This window comes from Brevibacterium sp. 91QC2O2, from assembly GCF_024580695.1.
Classification (GTDB): Bacteria; Actinomycetota; Actinomycetes; order Actinomycetales; family Brevibacteriaceae; genus Brevibacterium; species Brevibacterium moorei.
The window spans coordinates 1-24,672 of the sequence record NZ_JANIJY010000005.1 but is presented as its reverse complement, the minus strand read 5'-3'; the positions used below and the strand labels follow the sequence as shown (position 1 = coordinate 24,672).

The window sequence follows — 24,672 nt, the reverse complement described above, 5'->3', positions numbered from 1 at the left end:
ATATACCCCCAGGGGGTATAGGTGAAGTGAGATGGCCTGCAGTCCGGGTCCGGGGAGGGCCGGGCGGGCCCTGCGGACCCCGGCGCGGTCGCGCGGGCTCACCGGCTCAGTGCGCGCACCGGCAACACTGCGATGTGGATGAGGGACTCCAGCGGGCCCCGCGGCGCGACCCAGGCGCGCCAGAGAATCGCCACGGCGGCCAGGAGAAGGAGGTGGGTCGCGTACTCGGGCCAGGCGGCCAGACCCGCCGCCGCGGTAATCTCCAAGACGACGACGTGGATCGCGTACATACTCAGCGGCATCGAGCCGGGTGCGGTCACCGGGGCCAGGATCAGGGACGGACCGGCACCCTGCCGCCCGATCCCCGGGCGTTTCAGACCGCGCGCTATCAGCCGACACAGTCCCAGCACCGCGAGCGCTGCGCCTGCGGTGTGCAGCAGATCGAACGGTGTGCCGCTGTGCGGAGCGCAGATCGTCAGCCACCACCAGGAATCCGTGGGAGTCAGTCCGAAGTTGCCCTCCACCAGGATCTGCGCGAGGTCCCGCTGCCGGCCGGCCAGGCTCGCCTCGAGCGCCGGTCGGGCCAGTGGCAGGAGCAGGGCGGACAGGCCGCGAGCGACCAGGGCGAGGACTGCTCCCGCCGCCACCAGCGCTGCGTCGATGGTGAGTCCGTGCTGCCGGGAGTCGGTACCGCGGTGAGGATCGCCGTAGAACAACCGGGCCACGAACATCCCCGCCAGCACATAGCCGAACCACTGCAGGGCCGGATAGTAGCCGGTCAGGGCGATTGCGGTGAACAACTCCCCTGGATGCAGTGCGGAGGTCAGGTCGGGGACACGGTGGTCGGCGGCAAGTCCCAGGCTGCGGCGGATGAGGAAGCTGAGAACGGGGGAGACCGTCAGCCAGACCGGCGCCAGCACGCCCAACAGCCAGGTGGGCGCGGGCAGGAAGGCTGCGGCCAGGACGAACATGAGGCCGTAGACGCTCAGGATGATCGCCAGGAAACTGGTCACCTCGCCCAGGGCCAGGCCGATGATGACGATGATGACACCGCGCACCACCAGGCCCGCCGCGGCCTGGCCGAAGCGGCCGGCACCCAGCGGGCGGCGAGTCGACAAGACGATGGAGCAACCGGCCAGCACCGCGAACAACGCGGAGGCGCGCCCGGCGAAATGCCCGGCGAAGGCGGGCTGTCCGTCCGCACCGGCCAAGGGCAGGATATGGGTGGCGAACATCGCGAACAGGGCCAGGCCACGGGCCAGGTCGACGCCCAGATCCCGTCCCGGCGGCGCCAGTCGGAAAGCGGGGGAAGTGCGCACGGGCGGGTCTGCTCGACTCATGATCCCAGTCTGTCATGGCACACGGCACACCCGGTGCTGCCCGCGGTCCGGCACACCCGGTGGAACACCTCAGGCGCTGCGGACCCTGCGGTGCACGCCGAACCAGGCATAGTAGGCCAGCGCTGCGGCCAGCGCCGCCAGGATCAGCGGATGCGACCAGGCCAGCGCGGCGCATGCCGCCAACAGGCCAAGGCGCAGCGGCCCGTCGAGCACCCAGGACAGAACCCGCAGTCCTTGCATATCGCCGAAGGCCGTGGGAATCGAGGCCAGCCGCGACAGTGGCAGGGGCGGGGCCAGGAGCCCGCGGACGCGCAGCCCCACAAGCGCTGGGACCATCAGGATGGCACGGGGCAACAGGGCGCCGGATCCGGGGATGAGGCCCACGATGGCAGGCGCCCAGGTCCCCAGCAAGGTGAGCAGTGCGAGGAGGAGAAACGGCACTGCGAGTACCGCTGTGAACTCCAGAGCCGGTGGCAGGCCGGAGAGATCGGACTCCTGCACCCTGGCCGCAGCACTGAGCGCGGCATCGAAGGGGGCCCGGGCCCAGCTGGCCAGGAAGACGAAACAGCTCAGGGGCAGCCACAGCAGCCGCTCGTCGACCAGCCCCGTCGTCCCCAGGGCGAGGCCGGCCCCGAGCGCTGCGACCCCGGCCAGGAGCAGCGACTGCGGCCGGCGCAGCGCGCCGAGACCCGTCGCCCGTACCCGGGGGAGCGCCGCGCGCAACAGAGCGAACGCTGTGGACCTGTGCGCAGTGTTCCGCCGCCCGCCCCGTCCGTCCCGGGGCAGCCGCGCCAGGTGGACGGGGGCCTCGGCGCAGGCCAGGGACGCTGCCACCGGATCGCCTGTCAGCATGGCCCCGCGCCAAGCGGATGCGGCCCCACAACGTTCGAGCAGTGCCGATTCGTCGAGGTGGCGCAGTGCGCCGACGAGCGCGCCTGCGGCGAGTACACAGCCCAGAGCACAGGCCACCGTGGAGGCGAACACCACGGGACCCGCCCAGGCCCAGCCCAGGGCCGCGGCGAAGCCGGACGCCGCACCGAACCGCGCCGAGGCGAAGCCCCCGCTCAGGGCTACAGCTGTGAGGACGGCCGTCAGGGCCCACGCCGCGCCCAGGGCGGATAACAGGGTGCGCCGGGCCACGAGCACGCCGGCCGCGCAGACCAGACTCGCCAGAGTGGTACCGGAGATCAGCAGCAGGGCCCAGGCCGTCCACCAGGCCCCGGCACCGGCTGCGGCCGGGATCGAACACAGCAGACAGGTCAGAGCCGCGACACCGGCGACGGGCCAGAGCAGTCGGGGCAGCAGCCAGGAGGAGCGCGCCCGCGGGGAATCGAGCAGGGTCGCCAGCCGGAACGCCCCGGGCGCCTGCAGTCCGCCGCGCGTGGCCAGGCTCAGACCCAGCGCCGCGCAACCTGCCAGCAGGGCCGGGGCCAGCGGCTCGCTCAGCTGGGCGAGCCCCGCGAGAACCGCCAGTCGAGCGCGGACCAGGCCCAGCATCCCCAGATAGGAGGGGGCGCCCACCACGGCAACGAGCATGAGCAGGAGATAGACGCGGTAGCCCAGCTCGGCGCCGCGGTGCGCTCTCGTGGCCATCAGGCCTCTCCCACCTTCACCTCGGCGGCGCCCAATCCCGTGACCAGATCGGGTCGATGCGTGGACACCAGGACCGTGTCGCCGGTATCCAGGCGCTCGCGCAACAGTCCCGCGAGCACGCCGATCACGCCCTTGGCCAGCCGGCCCTCCGGCTCATCGAGGAGCAACAGCCGGGCCGGCCTGGCCAACACCAGTGACAGGCGCATGAGCTGGCGCTCGCCCGAGGACATCTCATGGGGGAAGCGTTCGGCCAGGTGCGCCACGCCCAGCGCTGCGGCGTAATCGCCATAGCGGGCGCGCACCCCGGGATCCTGGGATGCCCAGCTGGCGGCCAGGACCCCGGCGTGCTCGGAAAACGTCAGGGCGGGATCCAGGGGCGTGGTGTCGAAGAAGGTCGCGACCAGGCCGCGGAAGGCCGCGCTGCGCCTGTCGGGAGCGGCACCTGCCACCTGTATGCGGCCGCCGGCGGGGGCCTCGAGCCCGGCGACCAGGCGCAGCGCGGTGGTCTTGCCGCTGCCGTTGGGCCCCGTCAGTGCGCTCGCAGTGCCCGCCGGCACCGTGAAGGTCAAGGGGGCCAGCCTGCCGGGGACGCCGGCGTTCTCGACCGAGACGAAATCCGCTGGATGCATCATGCCCGCAAGTCTGCCATGCTGCGTCATCGTGTTGCGGATGTCACCGACTTTCGCGTCCCGCCATGCACACCTGCGGTGCAGCCGGTTAAACTGGGCCCATGGCGATTATGGGTGACGGTGAAGCGAGGACGGCTATCTCCGCTTTCGGTACGGTCGGTGTGGCTCTGGCGACGGTGTTCGACGAGGCCGGTGGCATCGACTTCTCGGCGACCGCGGGATTGGCCCGGCATCTGGTCGATCAGGGCTGCGATATGCTCGTCGTCTCCGGCACCACGGGGGAGTCCCCGACGACCAGTGACGATGAGAAGGACGAACTGCTGTCCTGTGTGCTCGCCGCGGTCGGTGAGCGGGCCCGGATCATCGCCGGCGTCGGTAGCAACGACACCCGTCACACGATCGAACTGGCCGGACGGGCAAAGGCGGTGGGTGCCCACGGCCTGCTGGTGGTCACTCCCTACTATTCGAAGCCCAGCCAGGCGGGTGTCATCGCGCACGCCAAGACGGTGGCCGAGGCAACGGACCTTCCCATTATGCTGTACGATATTCCAGGTCGGTCCGGTATTCCGCTGACCGTCGACACCCTGGTCGAACTGGGAACCCACCCGAATATCCTGGCCGTCAAGGATGCCAAGGGCGATATCGCCTCGACCATGGAGGTCATGGGGCGTTCGCCCCTGGTCTACTATTCCGGCGAGGACGCCCTGAACTGGCCGCTGCTGGCGGCCGGAGCGATCGGCGTCGTGTCCGTCGTCGGACACGTCGCAACACCACAGATTTCACGGATGGTGGCCGCCGCGCACGTAGGCGAAATGGCCACGGCACGACAGCTGGCGCTTGAACTGGTGCCCGTCGTCGACACGATCATGAACCATATGCCCGGAGTGGTCGCGGCCAAGGCCGCACTCGAGCTCCAGGGCCTGATAGAGAACCGCGCGACCCGACTGCCCGTCCTGCCGGCAACGGAGGACCAGGTCGAGTTCCTGCGCACGGAATTGTTAGGGAGCAGAATACTTCAGTGAGAGATCTACTGGCGGAGCTGGGCGAACCCCCGAAGCTCGATCGAAACGCACTGCGCATCGTCGCCCTGGGCGGCCTGGGCGAAGTCGGCCGCAATATGACCGTGTACGAATTCCACGGCAAACTCCTCATCGTCGACTGTGGCGTGCTCTTCCCCGAGGAAGAGCAGCCAGGCGTCGACCTGATCCTGCCGGACTTCAGCTATCTGGAGGGCCGCTGGAAGGACGTCGTGGGCATGGTGCTCACGCACGGCCACGAGGATCACATCGGCGCGGTGCCCTATCTGCTGCGCAACCGCAAGGACATCCCCATCCTGGGTTCGGTGCTGACCCTGGCTCTGGTCGAGGCCAAGCTCAAGGAACACCGCATCAAGGCAGTGACCCGCGTGGTCCACGAGGGCGACAAGGACCAACTGGGTCCCTTCGACCTGGAATTCGTCGCGGTCAACCACTCGATTCCCGACGCCCTGGCCGTGTGCATCCGCACCGAGGCCGGTACCTGCCTGCACACCGGCGACTTCAAGATGGACCAGCTGCCGCTGGACGGCCGGATCACCGACCTGCGCTCCTTCGCCCGGCTGGGCGAAGAGGGCATCGACCTGTTCCTGACCGACTCCACCAATGCCGAAGTCCCCGGCTTCACCAAGATGGAGAAGAACATCGGCCCCGTCCTGGAGTCGCTTTTCGGCCAGGCCGAGGGCCGGATCATCGTGGCGTCCTTCTCCAGCCACGTCCACCGCGTCCAGCAGGTCCTCAACGCCGCCAGCGCACACGGACGTCGGGTCTGCCTGGTGGGCCGCTCGATGGTCCGCAATATGAAGATCGCCCAGGAGCTGGGCTATTTGAACGTGCCCTTCGGCGTGCTGGTCGACCTCAAGGACGTCGACTCCCTGCCGGAGGACCAGGTCGTGCTCATGTGCACCGGTTCGCAGGGCGAGCCGATGGCCGCCCTGTCGCGGATGGCCAACGGCACCCACCGGATCCAGCTCAACAGCGATGACACCGTCATCCTGGCCTCCTCGCTGATCCCGGGCAATGAGAACTCGGTCTCCCGTGTCATCAACGGCCTGATGAAGGCCGGTGCCACGGTGATCTCGAAGGCCAATGCGAACGTGCACGTGTCCGGCCACGCATCGGCCGGCGAACTGCTCTACACCTACAACATCGTCAAGCCCAAGGGCGTGTTCCCCGTCCACGGCGAATGGCGTCACCTGATCGCCAACGCCAAGCTGGCCCAGGCCACCGGCGTGCCGGAGGAGAACATCGTGCTGGCCGACGACGGCTGGGTCGTCGATCTGAAGAACGGCCACGCCGAAGTCGTGGGCGCCGTCGACTGCGATTACGTCTTCGTCGACGGGTCCTCGGTCGGCACCGTGACCGAGGCCGACCTCGAGGACCGCCGCGTGCTCGCCGGCGAGGGCTTCGTGTCCGTGTTCCTGACCGTCGATGCCAAGAACCAGTCGATCCTGGCCGGCCCCGTCATCCACACCCGTGGCGTGGCGGAGAACGACAAGGTCTTCGACACGATCAAGCCGAAGATCACCGAGGCGATCCAGGATGCCCTGAACAAGGGCACGAAGGACGAATACAAGCTGCAGCAGGCGATCCGCCGGACACTGGGCCGCTGGATCAGCTCCAAGCTGCGCCGCAAGCCGATGATCGTTCCGATGGTTGTCGTCGTGCGCGACTGAGTACCGGCGCACCGAAGCGAGGTGGCCCGGAACCCTGTTGGGTTCCGGGCCACCTCGCTCTGCTCATCCCTGCGCCCAGTGGGCGCTCAGTTCGGCGGCGGTTTCGGTGAGTTTCGCGGCGACCGCGGGGTAGACATCGGGGCCCAGGCGCGAGGTCGGGCCGGAGACAGACAGCCCGGCCGGGCTCGGGGCGCCGGCGACCGCGACGGCCAGGCAGCGCACGCCCACCTCCTGCTCCTCGTCGTCGAGCGCGAAGCCGCGGTTGCGGCACTGGGCGAGTTCGGCCTCGAGGTTGATGTGGCGCCGGGCGCGCGGGCCGCCCACGCTCGCGTCCAGCAGGGGCTCGGCCACGGAGTCCGGGAGGGAGGCCAGAACCGCCTTGCCGACCCCGGAATTGTGCAGTGGCACGCTGCGGCCGACCTCGGTGAACATCCGCATGGACCGCGGCGATGCCGCCTGGGCGACATAGGTCATCGAATCGCGGGTCAGGAACGCCAGGTTCACGGTCTCGCCCAGGTCCTTGGCGAGTGCTGTCAGAATCGGCTGGACCGAGGCCCCGACCTGCCGGGCGGCCACCGCGCCTAGGCGGACCAGGCGCGAGCCCAGGGCATAGGAGCGATCGGCGAACTGCAGGACGTAACCGCGGGCCGTCAGGGTGGCGAGGATCCGGTGGACCGTGGGGGCGGGCAGCTCGCAGGCCGCTGCCAGGTCCTTCTCCCTGGCCGTACCGCCGGCGGCGACCAGTGCCTCGAGCACATCAAGGGTCCGGTCGACTGACTGCACATGTTGCACCATGGGGCGATCCTAAACCGCGGCTCACATGTTTTCATAATGTGGAATATGGATTTCGCCATAACCGATTGTGCGAGAAGATCAGGGGGACTGATCAACGACGATCGATGAGGGGGAGTCCCATGAGTCTCGAAGAACTGTGCGGTCTGCTGCCACCCGGGCGGGTCCTGACCGACCCGGTGAAGACCCAGGCCTACCGGTTCGACCGGGCCAACGACCCGCAGGCCGGCCACCCGCTGGCGGTGGTGCTGGCCACGTGCACCGAGGACGTACAGGCGGCGGTGCGCTGGGCTGCGGCCAATGACGTGGCGATCGTGCCGCGGGGCGCGGGATCCAGCCTGTCGGGCGGGTCGACCGCACTGACCGGGGCGATCGTGATCTCCCTGGACGCGATGCGCGAGGTCACGATCGACCGATTGACCCGTACCGCCTTCGTCCAGCCCGGTGCCTTCAACGCCGAGGTCAAGGCCGCGGCGGCCGCGGAGGGCCTGTGGTATCCGCCGGACCCCTCGTCCTTCGAATTCTGCTCGATCGGTGGGAACATCGCGACCAACGCCGGTGGTCTGTGCTGCGTGAAGTACGGCGTGACGACCGATTACGTGCTGGGCATGACGGTGGTACTGGCCGACGGGCGGGCGGTAAAGCTGGGCGGTCCCCGGCTCAAGGACGTGGCTGGCCTGTCGCTGACGAAGCTGTTCGTCGGTTCGGAGGGGACGCTGGGCATTGTGACCGAGGCGGTGCTCAAGCTGGTGCCCGTGCAACGGGCTCCCTCGACCCTGGTCGCGACCTTCCCCGATCTGGGCGCCGCCTGTCAGGCGATCCTCGACATCACACGGGTCGCCCGGCCCTCCATGCTGGAGTTCATGGACCGGGTCACGATCAACGCGGTCGAGGACGAACTGCACATGGGCCTGGACCGTGATGCCGCCGCGATGCTGGTGGTCCAATCCGACGAGCCCGCGGAGTTCGCGGCCGCCGAAATCGCGCAGATCGAACGGGTGTGCACCGGTTTCGGCGCCTCGGAGTGCCTGCACACCACGGATCCGGACGAGGGCGAGATGTTCGTCGCGGCCCGCCGGGGCGCGATCCCCTGTGTGGAGAAGCAGGGCACCGTGCTGCTGGAGGACGTGGGCGTGCCGCTGCCGGAACTGCGCGCCCTGGTGCTGGGCATGGCCGATATCTCGAAGAACCGGGATGTCACGATCGCGGTGATGGCACACGCGGGCGACGGCAATACGCATCCGCTCATCGTCTTCGATCCGGCGGATGCGGCGCAGACCGAACGCGCGCACGCGGCCTATGGCGAGGTGATGGAACTGGCGATGGAACTGGGCGGGACGATCACCGGAGAACACGGGGTGGGCCGGCTGAAACGGCCGTGGCTGCCCGACTATCTGGGCGAGGACGTGATGGAGCTCAATCAGCGGATCAAGGACGCGCTGGACCCGCAGGGGATCCTCAATCCAGGGGTGGTGTTCGCCTCGCAGCGCTCGCATTCCTGAGGGTTCGGGCATCGGGGCGGCGGGTGTGCAGCGTGCTGCCGCTCGTGGCGCGGGGTGTGGCGCGGGACACGCAATGCCTGCTATGGTTTCACTGAGCGTGATCTTAATTTCACGATATGAAATCGAGCCGAAGGAGCCCGAATGTCCCCGTCGAGCATCACCCCACCCCAGGGCCTGGAGATCACCGCCGAACTGCAGCCCGAATTCGCCAAGGTCCTCACCCCTGTGGCCCTGCAGCTCATCGTCGACCTGCACCGGAAGTTCACCCCGGCGCGCGCCGAACGCCTGGCCGCCCGCCGGGCCGTCCAGGAACACCTGGACAACGGTGGCGAACTGGACTTCCTGGAGGAGACCGCCGCGGTCCGCGCCGATGACTCGTGGCGCGTCGCCCCGCCGGCGCCCGGCCTGGAGGACCGTCGGGTGGAGGTCACCGGCCCCACCTACAAGAAGATGACGATCAACGCCCTGAACTCCGGAGCCAAGGCCTGGCTGGCCGACCAGGAGGACGCCAACACCCCGGCATGGGATTCGGTGGTCGGCGGCCAGATCAACCTGCTCGACGCCATCAACCGGGAAATCGACTTCACCGCCGCGGACACCGGCAAGGAATACCGCCTGCGCCCCGATGCGGAATTGCCCACCATCATCGTGCGCCCGCGCGGCTGGCACATGAATGAGAAGCACATGCTGATCGACGGGGAACAGGGATCGGGCTCCCTGGTCGACTTCGCCCTGTACTTCGCCACCGCCGGACAGCGCCAGATCGAGAAGGGCCAGGGCGTCTACTACTACCTGCCCAAGATGGAGTCCTACCTCGAAGCGCGACTGTGGAATGACGTCTTCAGCTTCGCCGAGGACGCACTGGGCAACCCGCGCGGCACCATCCGCGCCACCTGCCTGATCGAGACCTACCCTGCGGCCTTCCAGATGGAGGAATTCCTCTACGAACTGCGTGAGCACTCCGCCGGACTCAATGCCGGGCGCTGGGACTACATCTTCTCCGTCATCAAGACCCACCGGAACAAGGGGACGGACTGGATTCTGCCCGACCGCAACCTCGTGACCATGACCGTGCCCTTCATGCGCGCCTATACGGAACTGCTGGTGCGCACCTGCCATAAGCGCGGGGCGCATGCGATCGGCGGCATGGCCGCGCAGATCCCGTCGAAGGACCCTGAGGTCAACGCGGTGGCGACCGAGAAGGTCACCGGCGACAAGACCCGTGAGGCCACCGACGGCTTCGACGGCTCCTGGGTCGCCCACCCCGGCATGGTCGATCTGTGCAAGGAGCAGTTCACGAAGGTGCTGGGCGATAAGCCCAACCAGATCGACAAGCTGCGCGAGGATGTGAGCGTGGGCGCGGCCGAGCTGCTCAGCGTCAAGGACACCCCCGGCGATGTCACGGAGGCCGGCCTGCGGGCGAACATCAACGTGGGCATCCAGTACGTTCAGTCCTGGCTGAACGGCAACGGTGCTGCGGCGATTCACAATCTGATGGAGGACGCCGCGACCGCGGAGATCAGCCGAACCCAGGTGTGGCAGTGGCTGAAGTTCGAAGTCACCCTGGCCGATACGGGCGCCACCGTGACCCGGGAACTGGTCGACCGGCTGGTCGCCGAGGAGACCGCGGGACTGCCCGGCGGGCCCGAGTCGTTCGCCCGGGCCACCGAACTGTTCGTTGCCATGGCCACCGCCGAGGTCTACTACGACTTCCTGACCCTGCCGGCATACGAACTGCTGGACTGAGTGGATCGTCGCCGCGGGCAGGGCTGGTACACGCGGCCTGCGGGAATCTCCGGCCGAGGCCGCGCCCACCGGGTGCGGCCTCGGCCGGTTCTGCGTGTGGTGGCTCCTTGTAGGAGTATCCACTATAGTGGAATCCATGGTGGAGATCAAAGGAAATGTTGACCCGCGAGCCCTTGGACCCCGGCTGCGCGACATCAGGCGGGCCAAGGGGCTGACGGTACAGGACCTGGCGCGGCGCAGCGGAGTCAGTCGCAGTATGGTCTCCGAGGTCGAACGCGGGGGACGCGTTCCCACCATCCTCACGCTGGACCGCCTGGCTACAGCCCTGGGTACCGGGCTGGGCCGCCTGGTAGCCGGCGAGGCGGGTGACGATGACGCCATCATCGTCCGCCGCCAGGACGAGCAGGCCCGGCTCGATGAAGGTTCCTGGTCCAGAACCGTCCTCAATCCGAATCTGGCCGGCGTCGAATTCGAGTTCATGCGCGTGGAAATCGCCGCCGGTGTGGACGCGGGTGCCTACGATCCACACATGCGCGGCAGCCGGGAATACGTCGCAGTGGAATCGGGTGTGCTCACCCTGAGCCTCGACGGACGGGACTACCGATTGGCAGCGGGCGACAGCATCTACTTCGGCGGAGCCCGCGTCCACGCCTTCCGCAACGACGCGTCCGTACCGTGCACCTACTACCTGGTGATGGACGCCATCGGTCCGGACCGGGCGCACGAGCCGCGGGCCGGGGCGGTTGTCCAGGGTGCTGACCCCGTCCCCGCGCCGGGTGCCGTTCCGTCCGAACGGGAACCCGGTGCGGGGACGATCGTGTGCCGGGCCGATCCCGCAGTACCGGGCTGGGACTGGACGCCGGAGGCCGAGCGGGCTCTGCTGTCGCGGGCGGCCGAACTCGCCTCCCGGGTATTGGCGGACACGGTGACCGGCCCGGTCACCGGATCACTGCCGGAACATCTGCTGACGACCTTCGCAACCTCGCCCGTTCCGGTGGCCGGAAGCGATGTGCGCAGTGTGCTGGCAGACATTGCCGAGCAGGTGATGCCCTACCCCTTCGGCAACGGGCACCCGATGTTCTTCGCCTGGGTCAATTCCCCCGCTCACCCGATGGGCGTCGCTGCGAATGCGATCGCCACCGCGCTCAATCCCAGCATGGCCGGGGGACGGCACGCCGGTGTGCACCTGGAACACGAGGTGATTCGCTGGTTCTGCGAACTGCTCGGCTGGGAAACCGCCGGCTCGGCAGCGGGACAACTGGTCTCCGGCGGCTCCGCCGCGACCCTGACCGCCCTGGGGGCCGCCCGGCACCGGGCGGCCGCCGCGATCGGTCTGGACGACCGCGTCGACGGCGTGGCCGGCCTTGCGCCCCGCATCTACGCCACAGCGCAGGCGCACTCCTGCTTGGACAAGGCTGTGGAGGCCCTGGGCCTGGGCCGCTCCTGCATCGCCCGCGTACCCCACGACGCCGCGGACAGGATGCTCCCGGAGCATCTGGCGAGGATGCTCGAGGCCGATATCGCAGCGGGGCTGACCCCGGTGGCCGTCGTCGCCAGCGTCGGCACCGTCAATACCGGTGCGATCGATCCGCTCGATCAGATCGCCCGGATCGCCCGCGCCCATGATGTGTGGTTGCACGTCGACGGCGCCTATGGCGGTCCCGCGGCCCTGTTGCTCGACGACCTGGACGGTGTGAAAGCCGGCATGGCGCAAGCCGACAGCCTGGCGCTGGATCCCCATAAGTGGCTCTACGCCCCTGTGGACTGTGGCATGGTGCTGTTCAAAGACGGGAGTTGGGCCCGGGACGCCTATAGCCTGGTGCCGCCCTATCTGCGCTCGCAGGCGACAACGGATGAACCCGTCTGGTTCTCCGAATACGGCTTGGAACAGACCAGGCCCTTCCGCGCATTGAAGCTGTGGGCCCAGCTGCAGTTGACCGGACTGGACGGGTACCGCAGCCTGATCGGTCACGACCTGGCTGTGGCCTCGGCCCTGCGGGAGCTCCTCGTCGCAGCCCCCGACTTCCAGGTGTTCGGCCACGGCCTGTCGATCGTGTGCTTCCGCTACACTCCCGCAGGCGTGGCCGAAGAAGATCTGGACGCTCTCAACGCGGACCTGGCGCTGCGGGTGCAGCGGTCGGGCCGTGCCTTCATCGCCCAGACCACTGTGGTTGCGGCGGGCAGGTCCGTGACCGCGCTGCGCGCCTGCATCGTCAACCCCAACACCACGGAGGAGCACGCGGCCGCCCTGTTGCAGGTGCTCCGGGAGGTCTGATTCGCACAGGGACCTGCCGCGCCAGGCCCGCGGAAATCCCCGGCCGTGTCCGTGCCGCCGCCTACCATGGAACCATGGCTACCAGTAGGACTTCCCCCACTGCCGGCCGTGGCAAGAGCGGCGGGTCCAAGAAGAAGGCCACCGCGAAGTCCGCGGCCACTTCCAGGGCTGCGCGCAGTACCGGGCGCGGCAGCGGTTCGGGGGACAAGCAGAACGCCACCGTGAATCCCATTGCGGGGGCGTGGATGGGAATGGCTCGAATGGCAGGCAACCGGACCCGTAAATCCATGGGGGAGAACGAATCGCGCGACGGTGGCATCCGACGCGACGGCACCGGCTTCCTGCTCATCATCCTGGCCGTGATCGCGGCGGCCTTCGAATGGTGGAACATCCCAGGGGGCTTTGGCAACGGAGTCCGCGCGGTCATCGAGGGCACCTTCGGGCGCGTCGCCCTGGTCCTGCCGATCGTCTTCGTCGGCTACGCGATCCGGCTGTTCCTGCACGGTGACCGGGTGCGCGGGAACAATCGCATCCTCATCGGGCTGCTCATCGCCCTGCTGTGTGCAGCGGGACTGGCGCACATCGCCGCGGGCAGTCCCAGTTTCGTCAACTCGCGTGCCGCCATGGCCAATGGGGGCGGCGCGCTGGGCTACATCGTGTCCTCGCCCCTGGTCGCCACCACCACCGTCTATGTGACGGTGCCGCTGCTGGTGCTCATCGGACTGTTCTCCCTGCTCATCATCACGGGCACGCCTGTGGCCCGGATTCCGCAGCGCATCGTCGGCCTCTACGATTTGCTGACCGGGGCCAACCGCGTACTCGACGACCAGGACGAGGGCCGCGCCGAAGTGGACCTGGTGGGCCAGAACCGTGGCACCGCGACGCTTAAACCCATGGGCAAGAAGCGCGGCGGGCGGAAGAAGGACGACGAGGCCGAAACCACCCGGGCCTACGACAAGGCCTTAGAAGAGCACGATCAGGCGGCCGCAGGCCAGCCCACGGACCACGTGGCCGAACACGATGAGCCGACCCGCGTGCTGCGGCCCCAGGGCGTCTACGACCAGCAGGCGGATTCTCAGGACGGCTCGGCGGCGGACCCGGATGCGCCGAAACCCGGCCAGCGCCGGCCCACCAGGGCCGAACGTGAACGTGCCCAGCTCAAACACGATCTGGGGATGGACGAGGCCGAAACGGCAGCGCAGGCCCAAGTGCCGGTGGTCAACAAGCAGTCCCAGCCGGATGCCGGCGAACTGCCGCAGCGCGTGGCCCAGCTCGAAATGGCCGGGGACGTCACGTACACCCTGCCGTCTTCGGATCTGCTGATCGCGGGTCCTCCCGCCAAGGAACGCTCGGAGGCCAATGACAAGGTCGTGGCCGCGCTGCGCGAGGTTTTCGAACAGTTCAAGATCGACGCGCACGTCACCGGCTTCTCCCGCGGGCCGACGGTCACCCGCTATGAGGTCGAACTGGGTGCCGGCACCAAGGTGGAGAAGGTCACCGCGCTGTCGAAGAACATCGCCTATGCGGTGGCCAGCGCGGACGTGCGCATCCTCTCGCCGATCCCGGGCAAGAAGGCCATCGGCATCGAGATCCCCAATGCGGACAGGGAAACCGTGGCATTGGGCGATGTGCTGCGCAGTCAGGCCGCGCGGAAGACGGACAAGCCCCTGGTGGTGGGCGTCGGCAAGGACGTCGAGGGCGGGTTCGTCGTTGCGGATCTGGCGAAGATGCCCCACCTGCTCGTCGCCGGTGCCACCGGATCCGGCAAGTCGAGCTTTGTGAACTCGATGATCACCTCGATCATGATGCGCTCCACTCCGGACGAGGTCCGCCTGATTCTGGTCGACCCGAAGCGCGTGGAACTGACGATCTACGAGGGCATCCCACACCTCATCACGCCGATCATCACGAATCCCAAGAAGGCCGCAGAGGCTCTGGAATGGGTCGTGCGCGAAATGGACGCCCGGTACGACGACCTGGCGAACTTCGGTTTCAAACACGTCAAGGAATTCAACGCCGCGGTCCGCGAGGGCAAGATCCAGGCGCCCCCCGGCTCGGAACGCGAACTCCACCCCTACCCCTATCTGCTGGTCGTGGTGGACGAATTGGCCGACCTCATGATGGTCGCCCCGCGTGATGTCGAGGCCTCGATCCAGCGCATCACGCAGCTGGCGCGCGCCGCGGGCATCCACCTGGTGCTCGCCACCCAGCGGCCCTCGGTGGACGTTGTCACCGGTCTGATCAAGGCCAACGTCCCCTCGCGGCTGGCCTTCGCCACGTCCTCCCTGGCCGACTCGCGCGTCGTCCTCGACCAGCCGGGCGCGGAGAAGCTGATCGGCCAGGGCGATGCCCTGTTCCTGCCGATGGGTGCGGCCAAGCCCATGCGCGTGCAGGGCGCTTGGGTCAACGAGGACGAAATCGAGAAGGTCGTCGAATACGTCAAGGGCCAGCTGGCACCGGTCTATCGCGAAGACGTGGCGGTCGAGGCACCCAAGAAGCAGATCGACGAGGAGATCGGCGACGATATGGACCTGCTGCTGCAGGCCGCGGAACTCGTCGTCACCTCGCAGTTCGGCTCGACCTCGATGCTCCAGCGAAAGCTGCGCGTGGGCTTCGCCAAGGCCGGCCGGCTGATGGACCTGATGGAGTCCCGCGGGATCGTCGGGCCCTCGGAGGGTTCCAAAGCCCGCGATGTGCTGGTCAAGCCAGAGGACCTGCCCGCCACACTGTCCTACATCAAGGGCGACGATCCGGCGGCGGGGGACATCCACGATGCAATGGACGCCGCCGCCCACGCCGAGCCCGGAGCCCCACAGCCACAGGCCTCCCATGGGGCGAGTGGGTCCGTCGGCCACGATGCGTACGGATCCGACGCCTATGCGGCACAGGACGCCGCCCGCGCCGGCCTGGCACCGGGCGATATCGATCCGGCAACGGGCCTGGAAGTCGTCGAGGGGGAAAGCGAAGACGCCTGGGAGCTGACGGGCCGGTAGGCTGGAGGCGTGAACGAAATGCAGACCAAGCCCAGTAACTGGAACGTCCCCAATGCGCTGACGATTCTGCGCATCATCATGGTGCCGATCTTCATCGTCGTTCTGCTGCACGACGGCGGTAGCGATCCGATCTGGCGGATCTGGGCTTTCGTCGTCTTCGTGCTGGCCATGGTGACGGATGCGATCGACGGTCACGTGGCCCGCAAATACAACCTCATCACCGACTTCGGCAAGATCGCCGACCCGATCGCCGACAAGGCACTGACGGCTGCCGCCTTCATCTGCCTGGCCATCGTCGGCGATATGTGGTGGGTCATCCCGGTGTTGGTGCTGGTGCGCGAATTCGGAATCACCCTGCTGCGTTTCGCGATCATCACATACGCGGTCATGCCCGCCTCCAAGGGCGGCAAGCTCAAGACCGTCCTGCAGACGGTGGCCCTGGCCATGTACCTGCTGCTGGTGCCGGTGGCATCCCTGCAGGTGGGCTGGCTGACCGCGGTCTTCACGGTGGTGGCCGTCATCGTGCTGACCGCGGCTGTGGTCGTGACCCTGGTATCCGGGGTGGACTACTGCGTGCAGGCCTACCGCCTGGTGCGCGATGCGAAGGCCGCCGGGGGCGGGACGCCAGAGGGGGAACAGAGTGGGGCCGATGATCGATAAGGGCGCCGCGGCCGTCATCGCCGCAGCATCCGCGAAAGGTCTGACGATCGCCACGTGCGAGTCCCTGACCGCGGGGCTGGTGGCGGCGACCCTGGCACAGGTGCCGGGTGCCTCACGCGTGCTGCGCGGTGGGCTGGTGACCTACGCGACGGAGCTCAAACACGTGCTGGCCGGAGTTGATGCCGGACTGCTGGCCGCGCGTGGCGCGGTCGACCCCGAGGTCGCAGCCCAGATGGCCACGGGTACCAGGGACCGGTGCGGGGCCGATATCGGGATCTCGTGCACCGGTGTGGCCGGGCCCGATCCGCAGGACGGCAAGCCGGTCGGTCGGGTCTACCTGGGGTTGGCGATGCCGACGGACGTGCGCACCATTCGCCTGGATCTGAGTGGGGACCGGGACGCCATCCGCCGGGCGACCGTCTCCCGATTATTGGCGGTAGTGGACAGTGAGCTGGCCACGGTCTGAATCCGGGATGAGCACAGCGTGGGAATTCACCTCTAAGTTGCGTGTGTTCGGCTCAGGTTTTCCGCTTTGCCCGGCCCGGGCGGTGGTGACCGGAGCTGTGAACGTGTAGTTTGGAAGGAACAAAGTCCGCATCCTATGGGTTAGTACATACGTATGACAACATCGATAGAAAACGGAGGCCGCCCGATGACACTTGTCCGTACGGAAATCGGCGACACTCTGCGTGCCGCCCGACAGCGGCAGCACCGCACCCTGCGGGATGTTTCGACCGGGGCCAGCGTGTCCCTGGGGTATCTCAGCGAGATCGAGCGGGGTCAGAAAGAAGCGTCCTCGGAACTCCTGGCCTCGATTTGCGGGGCGCTCGACATGCCTCTGTCGCATATGCTGCGCGAGGTCGCAGACCGGGTCGCCCTGAGCGAGGGCGTCGACATCCCCGATACCATTCCGGCCGAACTCTCGGCCCATGTCCTCGCCGGCGAGCAGCAGCTGGTGGGACGGCGCTGAGATGCGCCATGCCGTCTACTGGCAGTTGATGAATGACGAGTTCGGTTCCATCCGTGCCGCTTCGTTGCACGCCGACCTGGCTTTGAGCCCACTTGGTTCGCTGACCCCCGAGCAGGCGTTCGACGCCGGCTACCAGCCCAAGGAGATCTGGCTGGCCGTCTGCGATTCCGCAGGGATTCCGGCAGAACGCAGGCTGGGAATCGATCACAAGCCCCCCGCCGCCCCCTTCTGAGGCGGATACTCGGATCGTTCCGTCTATGTGGACGAGGTAGCGGAGCACTGGGGGAGGAAGAAACGGGCCCGGGTCGTGGATCCGGGCCCCGCGCATTCTCCCCGGGCATAGGCCTGCGCCTTTACCTCGGTGAATGACGGTGACCGCGTGCGGAGGCCTGTGGATCACGCCCACCGCGGTCCGCTGGGATGTGGGCAGAGCATTGCGTAGAGGCTTCGGTGGGCAGTATTTCGAACACATGTTCCCATGATGGTCTAGAATAGCCAACGGGATGGACTGCGCCTGTGACCTTCGATGGTTATCCGGCGCCCGCATATCCACAGTTCGCGTCGGCGGAACACCCGTGTCAGTGCCTGGTTCTAGAGTTCTGGCATAAGGGAATCACCAAGGAGGAACCATGGCAGGCAAGAACACCCGCACAGCGGCCACCAGCGCCGACAAAGCGGCGGACAACAAGAACAAGGCGCTGGACTCGGCGCTGGGACAGATCGACAGGCAGTTCGGCAAGGGCGCGATCATGCGCCTGGGCGATGAGAACCGCCCCGCGGTGGAAGTCATCCCCACGGGTTCGGTCGCTCTCGACATCGCCCTGGGCGTGGGCGGCCTGCCGCGTGGCCGCGTAGTGGAGATCTACGGGCCGGAATCCTCGGGTAAGACCACGGTCGCCCTGCACGCGGTCGCCAGTGCCCAGGCCGCCGGTGGCATCGCCGCCTTCATCGACGCGGAACACGCGCTGGACCCGGTCTATGCCAAGGCTCTGGGCGTCGACACGGATCAGCTGCTGGTGTCGCAGCCGGATACGGGTGAACAGGCGCTGGAGATCGCGGACATGTTGATCCGCTCCGGTGCCCTGGACGTCATCGTCATCGACTCCGTCGCAGCCCTGGTGCCCAAGGCCGAAATCGAAGGCGAAATGGGTGATTCCCATGTGGGCCTGCAGGCCCGTCTGATGTCGCAGGCCCTACGCAAGATCACGGGTGCCCTGGCCCAGTCGAACACCACCGCGATCTTCATCAACCAGCTGCGTGAGAAGGTCGGAGTGTTCTTCGGGTCGCCGGAGACCACCTCCGGCGGTAAGGCGCTGAAGTTCTACGCCTCCGTGCGCCTGGACGTCCGCAGGATCGAGACGCTGAAGGAATCCGGCGATGCGGTGGGCAACCGGACCCGCGTCAAGGTTGTGAAGAACAAGGTCGCACCGCCCTTCAAACAGGCCGAATTCGACATCATCTATGGTCAGGGTATCTCCCGTGAGGGCAGCATCATCGATATGGGCGTTGACAACGGAATCGTGCGCAAGTCCGGCTCCTGGTTCACCTACAACGGCGATCAGCTGGGCCAGGGTAAGGAGAACGTCCGAAACTACCTGCGCAACAACCCGAGCCTGGCTGCCGAAATCGAGACGAAGATCAAGGAGAAACTGGGTCTGATCAAAACCGACGAGGCCGAATCCGCCGGCACGGATGCCGCCAAGGCGGACCCGAAGGCTGGGGCGAAGACTCCGGAATCGAAGTCCGCCGCAGCGAAGCCCACGGACTCGAAGCCGGTAGTTTCGAAGCCGGTGGGCCAGGCGCCGGTCGCGGCACCGGCAGTGGGCAATGTCTGATCCCTCTGCTCGGGAAACCACACCATCCGGCCAGGGCGGTGACGAACGGGACACCGTCGTCGCCGCCCTGCAACGGGCTGTCGAGGTGCTTGGCCAGGCGCAGGCCGCCAGGGATGCCGGCACGGTACCCGGCCCCGATGCCCTCAGTGAGGATCCGGAATACAAGCGGGCGAAGAAGCGGGCGATGAACATGCTGGCGGCCCGGGCCCACTCCGCTCACGACCTGCGCACCAAACTGCTGCGCAAGGAGCACCCGGCTGACATCGTCGACCAGCTCATCGCGCGGCTGGAGTCTGCGGGCCTGCTCGACGATGCCGAATACGCGAGCTCGTATGTCAGGGCGAAACGCGAGTCCAGGGCCCTGTCGAAGAGCGCTCTGCGCCGAGAGCTGCGCAATAAGGGAGTGGCGGACTCCCATATCGCCGCCGCACTCGCGGACATCGACGATGAGTTCGACCTGGCCTACGAAGTCGCGGCGAAGAAGGCCGCGTCCACTGTGCGCCTGCCGCGCGATACCCGCAAGCGGCGGATCCTGGGGATGCTGGCCCGTCGCGGCTTCGCCCAGGGTGCCTGTCTCAAGGCGACGGAGGCGGCACTGGAGTCCTTTCCGGGTTCTTAATCGAGCATAGGGGCCAAGGGTGCGAAACACGTGCCAAGGACCGGTAGACTAACGGGCAGCATGACTGACGTACTCGAAACCCAGAGCAACCTGCGCACCTATGAGGTCAAGACCTATGGGTGCCAGATGAATGTCCACGACTCGGAACGGATCTCGGGCCTGCTCGACGACGCCGGCTACAGTCCGGTCTCCGAAGGCCAAGCGGATGTCGTGGTCTTCAACACCTGCGCGGTGCGGGAGAACGCCGATAACCGTCTATACGGCAACCTGGGCCGACTCAAGGAAGTCAAGGAATCCCACCCCGGCCTGCAGATCGCCGTGGGCGGCTGCATGGCGCAGAAGGACCGCGATACGATCGTCAAGCGCGCCCCCTGGGTCGACGTCGTCTTCGGCACTCACAACATGGGTGCGCTGCCGGTGCTCTTGGAGCGTGCCCGCCACAATCACGAAGCCCAGGTCGAGATCAAGGAATCCCTCGAGGTGTTCCCCTCGACTCTGCCGACCCGGCGCGAATCAACCCATTCCGGCTGGGTGTCGATCTCTGTGGGCTGCAACAATACGTGCACTTTCTGCATCGTGCCGAGCCTGCGCGGGAAGGAACGCGACCGGCGTCCCGGAGACATCCTGGCAGAGGTCGAGGCACTGGCCGCACAGGGGGTCATCGAGGTCACCCTGCTGGGCCAGAACGTCAACTCCTACGGCAGCGAATTCCGTGACCGCGGAGCCTTCGCCAAACTACTGCGCGCCGTCGGTGCGGTTCCCGGGATCGAACGCGTCCGCTTCACCAGCCCGCACCCGGCCATGTTCACGGATGACGTGATCGAGGCGATGGCCGAAACCCCCACGGTCATGCCACAGCTGCACATGCCCTTGCAGTCGGGTTCGGACCGGGTGCTCAAGGAGATGCGCAGGTCTTACCGGACGAAGCGTTTCATGAACATCCTGGAGCGGGTCCGGGACCGCATCCCGCATGCCGCGATCACCACCGACATCATCGTGGGCTTCCCAGGTGAGACCGAAGAAGACTTCCAGGGCACGCTGGACGTGGTGGCCGCCGCCCGGTTCAGCCAGGCGTTCACCTTCCAGTACTCGATTCGTCCCGGTACTCCGGCCGCCACCATGGACGGGCAGGTTCCCAAGGCGATTGTGCAGGAGCGCTTCGAACGTCTGGTCGCCCTGCAGGACGAGATCGCCTGGGACGAGAACAAGCGTCTCATCGGCACCCCGGTCGAGGTCCTCGTGACCTCCCAGCGGGACGAGCACGGCCGCTTCTCCGGGCGGGCCCGCGACAACCGGCTGGTCCACGTCGCCAGTGGGGACTCGGTCGAACAGCCGCGTCCCGGCGATATCGTGACCACCGACATCACAGAGGCCAAACCCTACTTCCTGATCGCGGATGCTCCCTTCGACCTGCGCAAGACGGTTTCGGGCGATGCCTGGGATCTGGCACAGGCGGATTCCTGCGGCGTTCCGTCTCCCGGCGCATCCGCAGGGGGGCCGACGGTCCTGGGAATGCCCACGATTCGGGCCAGCGTCTGACGTGTCGGGGACCCTCCTGGAGCACAGCACACCGGCCCGCCTGGTCGTGCTTCCAACCGCCCCCGCCTACGTCCCCGGGGTCAATCCGGGAGCAACGACGCGGCAGCGGGCATTCAGCGCCCGCGTGGTCGATTTGCTCGCCGGGCCCACGCCCCTGACCTTCCCCGCCCGGCGGTTGCCCGCTCTGGCGGGTCTCGGCGGTTATGGACTCGACCGTGGAGTCGATCTGCGCACGGGCACGCACATTTGCGTTGGCGCGGCCTGGCGCGCGGCCTGCGCCCGGCTGAAGGAAGAGGAACGACGAGCCTGCCTGGCCGCACATTCCGGACTGGGCGTGGTCGCGGAACTGGTAGCCGCCTCGGGCCCGGCCGGACGACTGCGGGCCTGGCCCGCCCTGGAGCCCGAACGCGGGCAGGCAGTGGGCTCCACCGATCCGGTCGGCGCCGCCGGCCCGGAACTCGTGATCGTGCCGGTGGACCTGAGCGCGCGCTCCACCCCGGACGGTCCGTTGGCGCCGCTGCCGGGCGCCGCGGAGTTCGACCGGGCTGTACTGGCCGCACTGCGGGCCTGGGACGTGCCGGGCCTGGAAGACCTGCACCGGGACCAGGCGCGGTTCGCAGCCGACCTCGACGCAGTGGTCGCATTGCACTCCCTGACCGCGGCGCACGGCCTGCGATGGGAGCCGGGCCCGGCCGAATTGCTGGTCGAAGAACTCGACGGAGTCACCGTGGTCTCGGGCACGCTGACGGGGAGCTGGACGGCGGCGCGCGCATGACCCGGACGCCGGTGATCAACATCGTGGGCGCGACCGCCACAGGCAAATCCGATCTGGCCATCGCCCTGGCCCAGCGCCTCGACGGCGAGATCATCAATTCCGATGCCATGCAGTTCTACCGGGGGATGGACATCGGGACCGCCAAACTGGCGCCGGAGGACCGCGGTGGCATCCCACATCACCTGCTCGACATCCTCGATGTGACCCAGGAAGCATCGGTCAGTGCCTTCCAACGGGAGGCCCGTGAGCTCATCGCCGACATCCGAGCGCGCGGCAAACAGCCCATCCTGGTCGGCGGATCGGGCCTGTACGTCCGTGCGGCCACCGATGTGATGGAGTTCCCCGGCACGGATCCAGCACTGCGGGCGCGGCTTGAAGCTCAGATCGCGGAGGTGGGCACGCAGTCCATGCACGCCAGACTGGTTCGGGTCGACCCGGCTGCGGCGCGGCGGATCGGTGCCGGCGATGCCCGCCGGATCGTGCGGGCCCTGGAAGTCGTGGCGCTGACCGGCCGGACGTTCTCTGCCCAGCTACCCGAATACACCTACGCCATGCCGACAGTGCAGATCGGCCTGCGGATAGAGCGCGCCGTTTTGCACGAACGGATCGCAGCGCGCGTCGCGGCGATGTTCGACGCGGGATGGGTCGGCGAGGTCCGGACTCTGCTCACACAGGGCCTGGCCCAGGGTAAAACGGCCGGCCGTGCGATCGGTTACCGACAGATCATGGAACTGCTCGCAGGGACCGTCTCCCGGGCCGAGGCCATCGAGTCGACGGTGGTCCGGACCCGGCAGTTCGCCCGGAGGCAGGAGACCTGGTTCCGCCGGGATCCACGGATCGCCTGGGTGGACGCACAGGACACGGGGCTGCTGGAGCACGCCCTGCGGCTCGTTGCAGAAGCCGCAGGTCCCGGGGACGGTCCGGACCCGGAGCCCACGATTCGATGACAGCGCAGCGAAGGAGCACACGATGGAACTGACCAAGGGGCATGGAACCCAGAACGACTTCGTGTTGCTGTTCGATCCGGACGGCGGCATTGCGGTGGACCCCGCCGCGGTGCGCGTCCTGACCGACCGGCGCGCGGGGATCGGCGGTGACGGCCTGATCCGTGTGATCCACCCGGCGGGCCTGGCCGCGAGTCCGGCCCAGGCCTCGGACGTCCAAGCGGCCAAGGGCGCCGGGGACGACGGAGCCGTATGGTTCATGGACTACCGCAACGCCGACGGTTCGATCGCCGAGATGTGTGGCAACGGAGTGCGCGTGTTCGCACACTACCTGGTCGAACACGGATTGGTCGATCCCTCCGCGGGCTTCGCGGTGGGGACCAGGGCCGGTACCAAACACGTCACAGTGGTGGACAACCCGCTGGACGCAGCGCCGGGGGCCGATCGCTGGTACCGCGTGGATATGGGCGCTTATGCCTTCCCGTTGGCACCCGTGGACGGAATGGACTCGACCGTCGTCACCGACGGGGTACAGGGCACCCGCCCGGCGCTGAGCGTGGACATGGGTAACCCGCACACCGTTCTGGCCCTGGCCGGCGTAGCCGAACTGGACCGGGCGAATCTGCTGGAACAGCCGGTGATCGATCCGGTTCCACCGGCGGGGACGAATGTCGAGTACATCGTGATCTCCGGCGAACCCGTCGACGGTGTGGCCAGGCTGCGGATGCGGGTGAATGAACGCGGCGTGGGGGAGACCTACGCCTGCGGGACGGGGGCCTGTGCTGCGGCGCTGGCCGCCCACACCTGGGCGGGCAGCGGTGCCCCCGGTTCCTGGTACGTCGAGCAACCGGGGGGTACCGTGCGCATCGACATCGCAGCCGGTACCGTCGCGCTGTCGGGCCCCGCGGTCCTCACCGCGGTGCTGCGGCCCACGCGGCGCTTACTGCGCGAGGCGGGGCTGGAGGGCTGACGCGCCGCCGGCCGGGAGCGGGATCAGCCGCGTACGACGACGATGACGTGGAAGCCCTTGGACTGCGAGCGTTTCTCCACCCGGTATCCGGGGAAGCTGTCCTGGATCCAGGAGCGCAGCGAATCGGCCCCCAGTTTCTTCGCGACCACCAGCCAGGCCTCGCCGCCGGGGACCAGCCTGGGCAGCCAGGTCTGCAGCAGTCCGTGGAGCACGTCCTTGCCAACGCGGATCGGCGGATTGGACCAGATCGTCTGGAATCGCAGCTCTGCGGGAATCAGATCGGCGGTCACGGCGTTGACCTCGGAAAGGCCCAGAGCCCGGGCATTGGCTTCGGTCAGGCCCAAGCTGCGCTCGTTGACGTCGAGGGCCCATACGCGCAGGTCGATCCCGGCCTCGCGCGCTCGCAGAGCGGCATGGAGGGAGATCGGGCCCCAGCCACAGCCCAGATCCAGTAACTCACCTGCCGGGGGCATCGGCAGCGCGTCGAGCAGCACTGCCGTTCCCTGATCCAGTCGGGTGGGGGAGAAGACTCCGGCATCGGTCGACACCTGCACGCTGTGTCCGGCCAGGCGGACGTCGAGGGTACGCGGGTGCGAGGCCGAGGTCGGCTCGGCGGAGAAGTAATGATCGCTCACCGGTTCATCGTACCGGGCCCGTGATGCTCCTATAGGTTGTCAAGCCCGGTCGTGATCATGGTGGTGGTGATCGACCATGGCGAGGTGGCCTACGCGGCGAGCAGGTATTCACGGTAGGCGATGACGAAGTCATCGTCTCGGCGTT

General features: G+C 67.7%; 21 protein-coding genes. 16 read left to right on the top strand and 5 right to left on the bottom strand.

The annotated features are described in order from the left end of the window. Positions 1 to 98: 98 nt before the first annotated feature. The 3 genes from NQ036_RS05535 to NQ036_RS05525 form a co-directional block, all read right to left on the bottom strand. Complete coding sequence (locus NQ036_RS05535; protein ID WP_257057603.1) at positions 99 to 1,340, bottom strand: DUF1624 domain-containing protein; 1,242 nt, start codon at positions 1,338 to 1,340, stop codon at positions 99 to 101. Between the two features lie 69 nt (positions 1,341 to 1,409). After that, complete coding sequence (locus NQ036_RS05530; RefSeq protein WP_257047498.1) at positions 1,410 to 2,933, bottom strand: hypothetical protein; 1,524 nt, start codon at positions 2,931 to 2,933, stop codon at positions 1,410 to 1,412. Continuing rightward, positions 2,933 to 3,565, bottom strand: coding sequence for an ATP-binding cassette domain-containing protein (locus tag NQ036_RS05525; RefSeq protein ID WP_257047499.1), 633 nt, complete (start codon positions 3,563 to 3,565; stop codon positions 2,933 to 2,935). The genes NQ036_RS05530 and NQ036_RS05525 overlap by 1 nt, the downstream gene beginning before the upstream one ends. Positions 3,566 to 3,663: 98 nt before the next feature. Between NQ036_RS05525 and dapA the strand changes: the two genes are divergently transcribed. After that, positions 3,664 to 4,584, top strand: coding sequence for a 4-hydroxy-tetrahydrodipicolinate synthase (gene dapA, locus NQ036_RS05520; protein ID WP_257047500.1), 921 nt, complete (start codon positions 3,664 to 3,666; stop codon positions 4,582 to 4,584). Further along, entirely contained in the window at positions 4,581 to 6,272 is a 1,692-nt protein-coding gene (locus NQ036_RS05515; protein WP_257047501.1) for a ribonuclease J, read from the top strand. Before dapA ends, NQ036_RS05515 begins: the two co-directional genes overlap by 4 nt. 63 nt (positions 6,273 to 6,335) lie before the next feature. On the opposite strand, the gene NQ036_RS05510 is transcribed toward NQ036_RS05515, so the two are convergent. Next, positions 6,336 to 7,067 carry an IclR family transcriptional regulator gene (locus NQ036_RS05510; protein ID WP_257047503.1) on the bottom strand — a complete coding sequence of 244 codons (732 nt, stop codon included), beginning with the start codon at positions 7,065 to 7,067 and terminating at the stop codon, positions 6,336 to 6,338. A gap of 119 nt (positions 7,068 to 7,186) precedes the next feature. Here NQ036_RS05510 and NQ036_RS05505 point away from each other — a divergent pair, with 119 nt between their 5' ends. The 14 genes from NQ036_RS05505 to dapF all read left to right on the top strand — a co-directional run bounded on the left by NQ036_RS05505 (position 7,187) and on the right by dapF (position 23,892). Then, the gene (locus tag NQ036_RS05505) at positions 7,187 to 8,566 is read left to right on the top strand and encodes an FAD-binding oxidoreductase (RefSeq protein ID WP_257047504.1); all 1,380 of its coding nucleotides are present in this window, start codon (positions 7,187 to 7,189) and stop codon (positions 8,564 to 8,566) included. 141 nt (positions 8,567 to 8,707) lie between these two features. Further along, positions 8,708 to 10,312 carry a malate synthase A gene (gene aceB / locus NQ036_RS05500; protein WP_257047505.1) on the top strand — a complete coding sequence of 535 codons (1,605 nt, stop codon included), beginning with the start codon at positions 8,708 to 8,710 and terminating at the stop codon, positions 10,310 to 10,312. Between the two features lie 136 nt (positions 10,313 to 10,448). Next, positions 10,449 to 12,587: a pyridoxal-dependent decarboxylase gene (locus tag NQ036_RS05495; RefSeq protein WP_257047506.1), complete on the top strand. Its 2,139-nt coding sequence runs from the start codon at positions 10,449 to 10,451 to the stop codon at positions 12,585 to 12,587. A gap of 74 nt (positions 12,588 to 12,661) precedes the next feature. After that, positions 12,662 to 15,580 (top strand): DNA translocase FtsK, encoded by a 2,919-nt coding sequence (locus tag NQ036_RS05490; RefSeq protein WP_373456783.1) that lies wholly within the window; start codon positions 12,662 to 12,664, stop codon positions 15,578 to 15,580. 18 nt (positions 15,581 to 15,598) lie between these two features. After that, positions 15,599 to 16,240 carry a CDP-diacylglycerol--glycerol-3-phosphate 3-phosphatidyltransferase gene (pgsA, locus tag NQ036_RS05485; RefSeq protein ID WP_257047566.1) on the top strand — a complete coding sequence of 214 codons (642 nt, stop codon included), beginning with the start codon at positions 15,599 to 15,601 and terminating at the stop codon, positions 16,238 to 16,240. Next, complete coding sequence (locus NQ036_RS05480; RefSeq protein ID WP_257047507.1) at positions 16,230 to 16,706, top strand: CinA family protein; 477 nt, start codon at positions 16,230 to 16,232, stop codon at positions 16,704 to 16,706. The genes pgsA and NQ036_RS05480 overlap by 11 nt, the downstream gene beginning before the upstream one ends. A gap of 186 nt (positions 16,707 to 16,892) precedes the next feature. Continuing rightward, positions 16,893 to 17,210 (top strand): helix-turn-helix domain-containing protein, encoded by a 318-nt coding sequence (locus NQ036_RS05475; RefSeq protein WP_257047509.1) that lies wholly within the window; start codon positions 16,893 to 16,895, stop codon positions 17,208 to 17,210. Next, complete coding sequence (locus NQ036_RS05470; protein WP_306427744.1) at positions 17,170 to 17,442, top strand: DUF3046 domain-containing protein; 273 nt, start codon at positions 17,170 to 17,172, stop codon at positions 17,440 to 17,442. Before NQ036_RS05475 ends, NQ036_RS05470 begins: the two co-directional genes overlap by 41 nt. A 397-nt stretch (positions 17,443 to 17,839) precedes the next feature. Further along, positions 17,840 to 19,045, top strand: coding sequence for a recombinase RecA (gene recA / locus NQ036_RS05465; RefSeq protein ID WP_257047513.1), 1,206 nt, complete (start codon positions 17,840 to 17,842; stop codon positions 19,043 to 19,045). Beyond that, complete coding sequence (locus NQ036_RS05460) at positions 19,038 to 19,664, top strand: regulatory protein RecX (protein ID WP_257047514.1); 627 nt, start codon at positions 19,038 to 19,040, stop codon at positions 19,662 to 19,664. Before recA ends, NQ036_RS05460 begins: the two co-directional genes overlap by 8 nt. 60 nt (positions 19,665 to 19,724) lie before the next feature. Beyond that, on the top strand, positions 19,725 to 21,203 hold the full coding sequence (gene miaB, locus NQ036_RS05455) for a tRNA (N6-isopentenyl adenosine(37)-C2)-methylthiotransferase MiaB (protein ID WP_257047515.1): 1,479 nt from the start codon (positions 19,725 to 19,727) through the stop codon (positions 21,201 to 21,203). A gap of 1 nt (position 21,204) precedes the next feature. Then, on the top strand, positions 21,205 to 21,978 hold the full coding sequence (locus NQ036_RS05450) for a hypothetical protein (protein WP_257047516.1): 774 nt from the start codon (positions 21,205 to 21,207) through the stop codon (positions 21,976 to 21,978). Further along, positions 21,975 to 22,925, top strand: coding sequence for a tRNA (adenosine(37)-N6)-dimethylallyltransferase MiaA (miaA, locus tag NQ036_RS05445; RefSeq protein WP_257047517.1), 951 nt, complete (start codon positions 21,975 to 21,977; stop codon positions 22,923 to 22,925). Before NQ036_RS05450 ends, miaA begins: the two co-directional genes overlap by 4 nt. Positions 22,926 to 22,947: 22 nt before the next feature. Continuing rightward, on the top strand, positions 22,948 to 23,892 hold the full coding sequence (gene dapF / locus NQ036_RS05440; RefSeq protein WP_257057601.1) for a diaminopimelate epimerase: 945 nt from the start codon (positions 22,948 to 22,950) through the stop codon (positions 23,890 to 23,892). A gap of 23 nt (positions 23,893 to 23,915) precedes the next feature. Here dapF and NQ036_RS05435 read toward each other — a convergent pair whose 3' ends face one another. Then, positions 23,916 to 24,527 carry a class I SAM-dependent methyltransferase gene (locus NQ036_RS05435; RefSeq protein WP_257047521.1) on the bottom strand — a complete coding sequence of 204 codons (612 nt, stop codon included), beginning with the start codon at positions 24,525 to 24,527 and terminating at the stop codon, positions 23,916 to 23,918. Positions 24,528 to 24,672: the final 145 nt, after the last annotated feature.

Bases quoted from the DNA above. Each gene is read 5' to 3' on its own strand.
- NQ036_RS05470 (WP_306427744.1), top strand. From the start codon at position 17,170: ATGTCCTCGCCGGCGAGCAGCAGCTGGTGGGACGGCGCTGAGATGCGC.
- NQ036_RS05475 (WP_257047509.1), top strand. From the start codon at position 16,893: ATGACACTTGTCCGTACGGAAATCGGCGACACTCTGCGTGCCGCCCGA.
- NQ036_RS05510 (WP_257047503.1), bottom strand. From the start codon at position 7,067: ATGGTGCAACATGTGCAGTCAGTCGACCGGACCCTTGATGTGCTCGAG.
- NQ036_RS05490 (WP_373456783.1), top strand. From the start codon at position 12,662: ATGGCTACCAGTAGGACTTCCCCCACTGCCGGCCGTGGCAAGAGCGGC.
- pgsA (WP_257047566.1), top strand. From the start codon at position 15,599: ATGCAGACCAAGCCCAGTAACTGGAACGTCCCCAATGCGCTGACGATT.
- NQ036_RS05535 (WP_257057603.1), bottom strand. From the start codon at position 1,340: ATGAGTCGAGCAGACCCGCCCGTGCGCACTTCCCCCGCTTTCCGACTG.
- NQ036_RS05525 (WP_257047499.1), bottom strand. From the start codon at position 3,565: ATGATGCATCCAGCGGATTTCGTCTCGGTCGAGAACGCCGGCGTCCCC.
- NQ036_RS05495 (WP_257047506.1), top strand. From the start codon at position 10,449: ATGGTGGAGATCAAAGGAAATGTTGACCCGCGAGCCCTTGGACCCCGG.
- aceB (WP_257047505.1), top strand. From the start codon at position 8,708: ATGTCCCCGTCGAGCATCACCCCACCCCAGGGCCTGGAGATCACCGCC.
- NQ036_RS05480 (WP_257047507.1), top strand. From the start codon at position 16,230: ATGATCGATAAGGGCGCCGCGGCCGTCATCGCCGCAGCATCCGCGAAA.
- dapF (WP_257057601.1), top strand. From the start codon at position 22,948: ATGGAACTGACCAAGGGGCATGGAACCCAGAACGACTTCGTGTTGCTG.
- NQ036_RS05530 (WP_257047498.1), bottom strand. From the start codon at position 2,933: ATGGCCACGAGAGCGCACCGCGGCGCCGAGCTGGGCTACCGCGTCTAT.
- recA (WP_257047513.1), top strand. From the start codon at position 17,840: ATGGCAGGCAAGAACACCCGCACAGCGGCCACCAGCGCCGACAAAGCG.
- NQ036_RS05505 (WP_257047504.1), top strand. From the start codon at position 7,187: ATGAGTCTCGAAGAACTGTGCGGTCTGCTGCCACCCGGGCGGGTCCTG.
- NQ036_RS05460 (WP_257047514.1), top strand. From the start codon at position 19,038: ATGTCTGATCCCTCTGCTCGGGAAACCACACCATCCGGCCAGGGCGGT.
- miaB (WP_257047515.1), top strand. From the start codon at position 19,725: ATGACTGACGTACTCGAAACCCAGAGCAACCTGCGCACCTATGAGGTC.
- miaA (WP_257047517.1), top strand. From the start codon at position 21,975: ATGACCCGGACGCCGGTGATCAACATCGTGGGCGCGACCGCCACAGGC.
- dapA (WP_257047500.1), top strand. From the start codon at position 3,664: ATGGCGATTATGGGTGACGGTGAAGCGAGGACGGCTATCTCCGCTTTC.